This is a genomic window from Streptantibioticus rubrisoli (assembly GCF_024436055.1).
GTDB lineage: Bacteria > Actinomycetota > Actinomycetes > Streptomycetales > Streptomycetaceae > Streptantibioticus_A > Streptantibioticus_A rubrisoli.
Window position 1 is genome coordinate 1 of sequence record NZ_JANFNH010000084.1, and the last position, 8,509, is coordinate 8,509.

The 8,509-nt window shown below is 70.5% G+C and carries 6 protein-coding genes and 1 rRNA gene; 6 read left to right on the forward strand and 1 reads right to left on the reverse strand.

Annotation, left to right across the window (positions count from 1 at the left end; all coding sequences use genetic code 11):
* The first annotated feature begins 10 nt into the window (after nt 1-10).
* Nucleotides 11-127 (forward strand): 5S ribosomal RNA (gene rrf, locus NON19_RS32650).
* 119 nt (nt 128-246) lie between these two features.
* Here the strand turns inward: rrf and NON19_RS32655 are convergent.
* A complete protein-coding gene (locus NON19_RS32655) occupies nt 247-1,566 on the reverse strand; it encodes a DUF7847 domain-containing protein (RefSeq protein ID WP_255932901.1) in 1,320 nt (439 codons plus the stop codon).
* A gap of 170 nt (nt 1,567-1,736) precedes the next feature.
* Here NON19_RS32655 and mtnA point away from each other — a divergent pair, with 170 nt between their 5' ends.
* The 5 genes from mtnA to NON19_RS32680 all read left to right on the forward strand — a co-directional run.
* The gene (mtnA, locus tag NON19_RS32660; protein WP_255932902.1) at nt 1,737-2,864 is read left to right on the forward strand and encodes an S-methyl-5-thioribose-1-phosphate isomerase; all 1,128 of its coding nucleotides are present in this window, start codon (nt 1,737-1,739) and stop codon (nt 2,862-2,864) included.
* Nucleotides 2,865-3,395: 531 nt separating this feature from the next.
* Nucleotides 3,396-4,073 (forward strand): two-component system response regulator MtrA, encoded by a 678-nt coding sequence (mtrA, locus tag NON19_RS32665; protein WP_255932903.1) that lies wholly within the window; start codon nt 3,396-3,398, stop codon nt 4,071-4,073.
* Nucleotides 4,074-4,080: 7 nt separating this feature from the next.
* Complete coding sequence (gene mtrB / locus NON19_RS32670; protein WP_303654623.1) at nt 4,081-6,156, forward strand: MtrAB system histidine kinase MtrB; 2,076 nt, start codon at nt 4,081-4,083, stop codon at nt 6,154-6,156.
* A gap of 34 nt (nt 6,157-6,190) precedes the next feature.
* The gene (locus NON19_RS32675) at nt 6,191-8,014 is read left to right on the forward strand and encodes an LpqB family beta-propeller domain-containing protein (protein ID WP_255932904.1); all 1,824 of its coding nucleotides are present in this window, start codon (nt 6,191-6,193) and stop codon (nt 8,012-8,014) included.
* 190 nt (nt 8,015-8,204) lie between these two features.
* Nucleotides 8,205-8,509 (forward strand): ComF family protein (locus tag NON19_RS32680; RefSeq protein WP_372514379.1); only part of this gene is annotated, 305 nt, incomplete at its 3' end.

Consider the following 8,509-nt stretch of genomic DNA (forward strand, 5'->3'; position numbering starts at 1 on the left):
TTCATAGTGTTTCGGTGGTCATAGCGTTAGGGAAACGCCCGGTTACATTCCGAACCCGGAAGCTAAGCCTTTCAGCGCCGATGGTACTGCAGGGGGGACCCTGTGGGAGAGTAGGACACCGCCGAACGATTATTGAATGGCTGTGGCCCCTGGATCCGATCCAGGGGCCACAGCCATTTTTTATTGCCCGCAGACAAGAATTGTGAACGGCAGAAAGCCCCGCCCAAGTGGGCGGGGCTTACCGCTTTACTCCCGCGAGGCCGAGGCCGAGGCCGCGTAGCCGTCGATACCGGCCGCACGGGCCAGCTCGATGTCGAGGCCTTCACGGCGGATGCGCTGATCCATGTAGAGCAGCGCGGTCATCCCGGCGCTCAACGGAAACGTGAGCGTGGTGCCCACAACGCCGCCGACGCCGATGACGATGAGGAACGACCAACTGATGTGTGTGCTGGCAGCGGTGAAGAGGCCAGCCGCGTTGCCGCCGCTGGCGATCTGTGCGATCACCGTGAACGGAATCGAGACGATCGAGGTGATGACGAAGGTCAGGGCAACGGCGAGCAGTTGGACGCCGAAGACCCGCCACCACGAGCCCCGCACCAGTTTGTAGGAGCGGGCGATCGAGGCGAACACCCCTTGCTTCTCCAACATGAGCGCCGGAGACGACAGGCTCAGGCTGATGATCAGCCAGGTGGCGATGCATCCGCCGACGGCCGCGCCGAGCAGGGCCAGGGCCGCCCCCGTGTTCTCCGGGCCGAACACCGCGAGAAGTACGCCAGGGGCGACGGCCACGCCCACTATCGCGAGCCCGATCGCCGGAATCAGTAGCGTCAGCCCAAGCATGCGCACCAGCCGCGGCCTGGAGTCACGCCAGGCGTCGCCCACGGTGACCGAGCGGCCCAGTACGGAACGGCTGACGATCATCGTGAGCATGGCCGTGGCGAGGATCTGCCCCAGCATGCTGATCAGCGAGGTCAGACCGGTTCCGGCCAGCGAGTCCCCGAACGCCTTCAGTACGTCGCTGACGTTCGCGCTCCCCTCGCGGAGCTTGTCCAGGCCCGGATTGTCGTTGAAGAAAGAGCCGTTGACCGCGATCGTGATGGCTTGTGTCACGGCGGCGACGCCGAGCGAGATGCCGAGCACGGTACGCCAGTGCGTGCGGATCGTGGCGAAGGCGCCTTCGAGGATCTCCCCGACAGTCAGCGGACGCAGCGGAATGACCCCCGGCTTGGGCGCAGACGGCACCTGCTGCCAGTACGGCCCCTGCGCGCCCCAACCCGGCCCGCCCCACTGGGGCCCGGGCCCCGGCGGAGGCGGTGGAACAGCCCCGCCCGGGTCAGCCGGTGGCTGCGGTGGCGCACTGGAGGCGCTCCAACTGGCGGGCGGCGGCTGGCCCTTGGACCACTTCGGGGGCACGGCGTCCTGAGGCGCAGGCTGCTCCGCTCCGGGGTCCGGCGCGGTCGGCTCGCCCCGGTCCTCCGCCGGGTCGCCGGGCCCGGACGGGGTGGGCGAGCCGGAGGGGTCGGCGGGGCCGAATCCGGGCGAAGCCCAGCCCGGAGAGTTGTTCATCGGTGCTCCTTTTGTTACTGCGCGTCAGGGCCTGTCGGGTCGGTCCCGGCTGGTCCGCGGCCATCGTGCCATGGGCGGCGCGCGCACGGTCCCGCCGTGACAGGTGGCCTTCGCGGGGGGTTCCAAAGGGCGGCATTCAAAAGCGCCCTCCGGGCAGGCAGACTGGACAGATGGGTGATCATTCCGTGGTACCTCTGGCCAACGACTCACAGTCCGGTTCTCCAGTCACCATTCCGACGCTCCGCTGGGAGGAGCCGCCCGAAGGGCCCGTGCTCATCCTTCTCGACCAGACCCGGCTCCCCGGGGAAGAGATCGAGCTGGTCTGCACCGACGTACAGGCGCTGGTGGACGCTATCCGCACCCTCGCGGTGCGCGGCGCACCGGTGCTGGGGCTGGCCGGGGCCTACGGGGTCGCCCTGGCCGCCGCACGGGGCTTCGACGTCGCCGAGGCCGAGCGGCAACTGGCGTCCGCGCGGCCGACCGCCGTCAACCTCGGCTACGGGGTACGGCGTGCGGCGGCCGCGTACCGTGCCGCGCTGGAGGCGACCGAGGATCCGGCGCGGGCGGCGCAGGCGGCGCTCGACGAGGCCCGTACGCTGCACGCCGAGGACGCGGCGGCCAGCGAGCGGATGGCCAGCCATGGGCTGGCGCTGCTGAAGGACCTGGTGCCGGGTGGGGGTCTGCGGATCCTGACCCACTGCAACACCGGCGCCCTGGTCTCCGGCGGCGCCGGTACGGCGTTCGCCGTGGCGCACGCCGCGCACCGCGAGGGCCTGCTGCGCCGCCTGTGGGTGGATGAGACAAGGCCGCTGCTGCAGGGCGCCCGGCTGACCGCCTACGAGGCGGCGCGCGTAGGGATGACGTATACGCTGCTCGCCGACAACGCCGCGGGCTCGCTGTTCGCGGACGGCGTTGTGGACGCGGTGCTGATCGGCGCGGACCGGATCGCGGCCGACGGCTCGGTGGCGAACAAGGTCGGCAGCTATCCGCTCGCCGTGCTCGCTCGCCACCACAACGTGCCGTTCGTCGTGGTCGCCCCGACCACGACGGTGGACCTTTCGACGCCGGACGGTGCCTCGATCGAGGTCGAGCAGCGTCCCGGCCACGAGGTCACCGAGATCGCCTCCCCGATCGCCGAGGCCGGATCCGGCATCGTGCTGGCACCTTTGGGCACCCAGGCCTACAACCCGGCGTTCGACATCACTCCGGCGCCGTTGGTGACGGCCGTCGTCACCGAGAACGGCGTCGCCTCCCCCGTAACACCAGCCACACTGGCAGCTCTGGTCTCAATCGACTAGCAGGCCAGCTGCCACGGGCGGGCGGCGGCCTTGCCGGGAGCGAGGCGTGGGCGGCGACGCCGACCGATGGGTGGCCGGTGCCGCCTCCCGCCCGCAGGCCGTGAGCCTGCCCGGGACCAGTGCCGAACAGCGGAGCCGAGTCGTCAACTACCGCTGCGGAACGCGCACTTCCGGTCACTCGCGATCCGCGCACGACACGCAGCGGCGCGTCCGTGGGTCCAGGCACCCGCACCATCCGCGTGGAGCCCAGCGCCGTCCGGCCGGGTAGCCTACGGAGCGTGCGGGCTCCTTCCAGGCGCGGCGGAACTGGTCCTTCAAGTCGACTTGACCTATGGCCAGATCATTACGGTCCGGGGTGTGGCGAGCATCACGCCCATGGTGGTGATCAAGCGCCGAGGGTGGCAACTGCGCCTGACGTCAACGGCAACGGGCTCCACGGGCCGTGAACGATCATCGACGCACGTCATCCCAGGTCAGTGACGTGGGTCACCCGCCTCTATATCCCAGATGCGAAAATGGGATGATGTCGATATGAAGGGACGCGTCCTTGTCGTCGACGACGACACCGCACTGGCAGAGATGCTCGGCATCGTGCTGCGGGGAGAAGGTTTCGAGCCGTCGTTCGTATCGGACGGCGACAAGGCCCTCGCCGCCTTCCGTGACACCAAGCCGGACTTGGTGCTCCTCGACCTGATGCTGCCGGGCCGGGACGGTATCGACGTATGCCGTCAGATCCGGGCCGAATCCGGAGTGCCCATCGTGATGCTCACCGCCAAGAGCGACACCGTGGACGTCGTGGTGGGCCTGGAATCCGGCGCCGACGACTACGTGATCAAGCCGTTCAAGCCAAAGGAACTGGTCGCGCGGGTCAGGGCCCGACTGCGCAGGGCCGAAGAGCCGACGCCGGAGCAGCTCGCCATCGGCGACCTGGTGATCGACGTGGCCGGCCACTCCGTCAAGCGCGACGGACAGGCCATCGCGCTCACCCCGCTGGAGTTCGACCTGCTGGTCGCACTCGCCCGCAAGCCCTGGCAGGTCTTCACCCGCGAGGTGCTGCTCGAACAGGTGTGGGGATACCGGCACGCGGCCGACACCCGGCTGGTGAACGTCCATGTCCAGCGGCTGCGGTCGAAGGTGGAGAAGGACCCCGAGCGCCCGGAGATCGTGGTGACCGTGCGCGGCGTCGGCTACAAGGCCGGGCCGGGCTGACATCGGGATGCCCACGGGCAACAGCATCGACACGACGGGATCCGGGTACGACAACGGCGCGGAGGCCATGCCCGCGCGCGCCGTGAAGCATGAACAGGAGCGCAGTACGCAGCAGGAGCAGCAGCCGCTCGGCCATGAACGCGAGCGGCTGGAAAGCCGCCACGCCGACCCGCTGCGCGGGCTGCTGCCCGTCCTGGGGTCAGCGCTGCGCTGGGCACGCCGCCCGCTCCTGCCCGCGGCACGCCTGTACCGGCGCAACATCCAGGTACGGGTCGTCGCCACCACCCTGCTGATGTCACTCGCCGTCGTCCTGGTGCTGGGCATCGTCGTCATCGGGCAGGTCCGCAACGGGCTGCTGGAAGCCAAGACCGCCACCGCCCAGGGCCAGGCACTCGGCGGCTTCAACGTCGCCCAGTCGCTCGCCGCCAACGCCCAAGCCCCCGGCGACCCCACCGCAGGCAACGGCAGCGGCACCCCCACCGCAGGCCGCGGCCAGGTCGACCCCGGCACCTGGCTCACCAACCTCGTCCAGCAACTCGCCAGCGGCGGCCAGGGCGTGTACTACGTGGTCGCGCTCAGCTCCGACGCCGACCAGCAGCCCTACCTCGCGGACAGCCCCAGCACCCGCGGACCGCGCGCCTCCGGCGACGTACTGCCCGAAGACAGCGTCCCCGCCGACCTGCGCACCGCAGTCGCCCAGGAGTCCGGGGCGCACCAGAAGGAAACCCTCATCAAACGCGAGGGCGACTCCGACGGCCAGCCAGGGCTGGTCATCGGCAAACGGCTCAACGACGCCAACGGCAAGGCCTACGAGCTGTACTACCTCTTCCCGTTCACCCAGGAGGAGAAGACCCTCAGCCTGGTCGAGACCACCCTGGCGACCGCCGGAGTCTTCGTCGTCGGCCTGCTCGGCGCCATCGCCTGGCTGGTGGTGCGCCAGGTCGTCACCCCGGTCCGGATGGCCGCGGGCATCTCCGAGCGGCTCGCCGCCGGATTCCTCCAGGAACGCATGAAGGTCACCGGCGAGGACGACATCGCACGGCTCGGCGAGTCGTTCAACAAGATGGCGCACACCCTCCAGACCAAGATCCAGCAACTGGAGGAACTCTCCCGGATGCAGCGGCGGTTCGTCTCCGACGTCTCCCACGAACTGCGCACCCCGCTCACCACCGTCCGGATGGCCGCCGACGTCATCCACGACGGGCGCGAGGACTTCGACCCCGTCACCGCACGCTCCGCCGAACTCCTCCAAAGCCAGCTGGAACGTTTCGAGTCACTGCTGTCCGACCTGCTGGAGATCAGCCGCTTCGACGCGGGCGCCGCCGCCCTCGACGCCGAGGCCGTCGACCTGCGCGAGGTCGTACGGCGCGTGGTCGACGCCGCGGAACCCCTCGCCGAACGCAAGGGCAGCCGGATCGTGGTACGCGGCGCGGAACAGCCGATCGTCGCCGAAGCCGACGCACGACGCATCGAACGCGTCCTGCGCAACCTCGTGGTCAACGCCGTCGAACACGGCGAAGGCCGCGACGTGATCGTCCGGCTCGCCTCTGCCGGAGGCGCCGTCGCCATCGCCGTACGGGACTACGGCGTCGGCCTCAAACCCGGCGAGGCCACCCGCGTCTTCAACCGCTTCTGGCGCGCCGACCCGGCCCGCGCCAGGACCACCGGCGGCACCGGCCTCGGCCTGTCCATCGCGGTCGAGGACGCCCGGCTGCACGGCGGCTGGCTCCAGGCCTGGGGCGAACCCGGCGGCGGATCCCAGTTCCGGCTCACCCTGCCCCGCACCGCCGGCGAGGCCCTGCGCGGCTCACCGATCCCGCTGGAGCCCGAGGACTCGCGCCGCCAACGCGGCACCGCCAGCCCGTCGAAAACGCCACGGGACGCACACACCAGCGCACCCGTACCCGCCGCGCGATCACCGCTGCCCGCCGTACCCGCGCTCGCGCCCCGCCCACCGGCCGCCGACCCGGCCGCCCTACCCGGCAACGGGGCACGGGTCATCGGCACCCGGCCCACCGACCCGGCCAACACCACCGGCACCACAGCGGCGGACACCGGACGAGAACAGGACGCGGACCGCTGACCGGCCCACAAGGCCAAGGGGAGGACACACCGGCATGTCGCAGGCCGACCGCCGTCACACGCCCATCAAGTGGGGCAGCACCTCCGGCGCACTACTGTGCTGCGCCCTGCTGCTGACCGGGTGCGCCACCATGCCGGACACCGGCGAGGTGACCAAGGTCGGCAACGAACAGCGGAGCGACTCCGACCCGCAGGTACGGGTCTTCGGCGTGCAGCCGCAGAAGAACGAACAGCCGATGCAGATCGTGCGCGGCTTCCTGGAGGCCACCACCAGCGACGAGGCGGACTACCAGACCGCCAAGAAGTACCTGACCGGACCAGCCCTCAAATGGGACCCGTTCGCACAGACCACCGTGCTCTCCGGCGGCCCCCAACTCGACCAGGAGCCCGCCAGCGCGGCGCGTGAGGACACCGGCACCACCATCACCCTGACCGGCGGACAGGTCGCCACCGTCGACCGCAAGCACTCCTACTCGCCCGCCGCCTCCACGTACCGCACCAGCTACCACCTGATCAAGGTGGCCGGAGAATGGCGGATCGACAGCCTGCCCGACGGGCTGGTGCTCAGCGAATCGGACTTCCAGCGCATCTACCGCTCCGTGAACATGTACTACTTCGCACAGTTGGGGCCGGAGGAGTCACAAGTCCCGCTGGCGAAGGACGTGTTGGTGGCCGACCCGGTGTACGTGCGGCGCCGCATAGACCCGGTCACCTCGACCGTACAAGCACTTCTGGCCGGCCCCAGCAACTGGCTGCAACCGGTGGTCACTTCGGCGTTCCCCGACGGGACGTGGCTGAAAAGCCAAAAACTCAACCTCGACGACTCCGGAAAGCTACGCGTCCAACTCGGCGGCTCGGTGACGAGCCTCGGACAGGACCAGTGCCAGCGGATGGCGGCCCAACTGCTGGACACCGTCCAGGACCAGTCCTCCACACAGGTCACCTCCGTCGACGTGGTGGGCCCCGACGGCGCCACCCTCTGCGCGCTGGCACATGATCAGGCGCAGGCATACGCGCCCGCGCGCGTGGTGGGCAACGGCGCACAGCAGTACTACGTGGACACCGACCACCGCATGGTGTCCGTGGCTGGAAACGGGGAGACGGCACACCCGGTGCCCGGCCCGTTCGGAGAAACGGCGGCGCGCCTGCAGTCCGTCGCCGTGACCCGCGACGGCCAGACCGCGGCGGGCGTCAAGTCCGACGGGCGCTCCCTGTACGTGGCCCCGCTGGCCTCCGGCGGCACCGCGCGCGAGGTGCTGACCAGCGAGGCCCGCGACCCGTCAGAGGGGCTGACCACGCCCAGCTGGGACGGCCTGGGCAACCTGTGGGTCGCCGACCGCGACCCAGCGCACCAGCGGCTGCTGATGTGGCGCGACGGCAGGACCACCGAGGTGTCGGTGCCCAACCTCGCGGACGGCCAGATCAAGGCGCTGCGCGTGGCGGCCGACGGGGTACGCATGGCACTGCTGGTCCAGCAGGGCGGGTCCACCACCCTGCAACTGGGCCGCATCGAACGCTCCGGAACCGCACAGCACCCGCAGGTCTCGGTGACCGAACTGCGCGCCGTGGCACCGCAGTTGGACGACGTCGAGGCGGCATCCTGGGCGGGCGAGAGCCGCCTGGTGGTGGTCGGCAAGCAGTCCCGCGGCGTGCAGCAGCTGCAGTACGTGGACACCGACGGCTCGGCCGCGTACACCCCGACCCTGCCGGGCATCAGCAAGGTCTCCGCGGTCGCCGCGTTCGAGGACCAGCAGCGTCCACTGCTGGTCGCCTCCGACGAGGGCATGTACCAGCTGCCGATCGACGGCGACTGGCAGCAGGTCTCTCCGGACGGGACGGCGCCGGTCTACCCGGGCTGAGGCTTCGGGGGCGGTGCCGCGGAGCCGGTTCGGCAGGGCCTCCGTGGGCCGCTGACGGGTTTCCCGGCCCCCGCCGCACTACCCGACCGGGCCGCGCCGCCGCGGGCCTCCAGCAGCCGCGCTGAGTTATCCACAGCCGCGTTATCCACAGGGGTGGCCCCCTCCCCTCCGGCCTCGGCACAGTAATCCCATGCGGTCGTGGTACCAGGAACTCGCCGATCTCGTACTACCCGTGGACTGTGCGGGCTGCGGCCGGGTCCGCAGCGCCCTGTGCGACGGCTGCCGGGAGAAGCTGTGCGGCGCGGGCACGGTCCGCAGGGTCTGGCCGGACCCGGTGCCCGCGGGGCTTCCGGCGGTCTACGCGGCGGGCGCGTACGAGGACCAGGTGCGCGCCGTGCTCCTGGCGCACAAGGAGCGCGGCGCACTGCGCCTCGCCGAACCACTCGGCGCGGCCCTGGCCCAGGCAGTGCAAGCGGCGGTGCGAGGGGTGGGGGG

Coding starts and splice junctions, on each gene's coding strand:
- mtnA (WP_255932902.1), top strand. CDS start 1,737: ATGGGTGATCATTCCGTGGTACCTCTGGCCAACGACTCACAGTCCGGT.
- NON19_RS32675 (WP_255932904.1), top strand. CDS start 6,191: ATGTCGCAGGCCGACCGCCGTCACACGCCCATCAAGTGGGGCAGCACC.
- mtrA (WP_255932903.1), top strand. CDS start 3,396: ATGAAGGGACGCGTCCTTGTCGTCGACGACGACACCGCACTGGCAGAG.
- NON19_RS32655 (WP_255932901.1), bottom strand. CDS start 1,566: ATGAACAACTCTCCGGGCTGGGCTTCGCCCGGATTCGGCCCCGCCGAC.
- mtrB (WP_303654623.1), top strand. CDS start 4,081: ATGCCCACGGGCAACAGCATCGACACGACGGGATCCGGGTACGACAAC.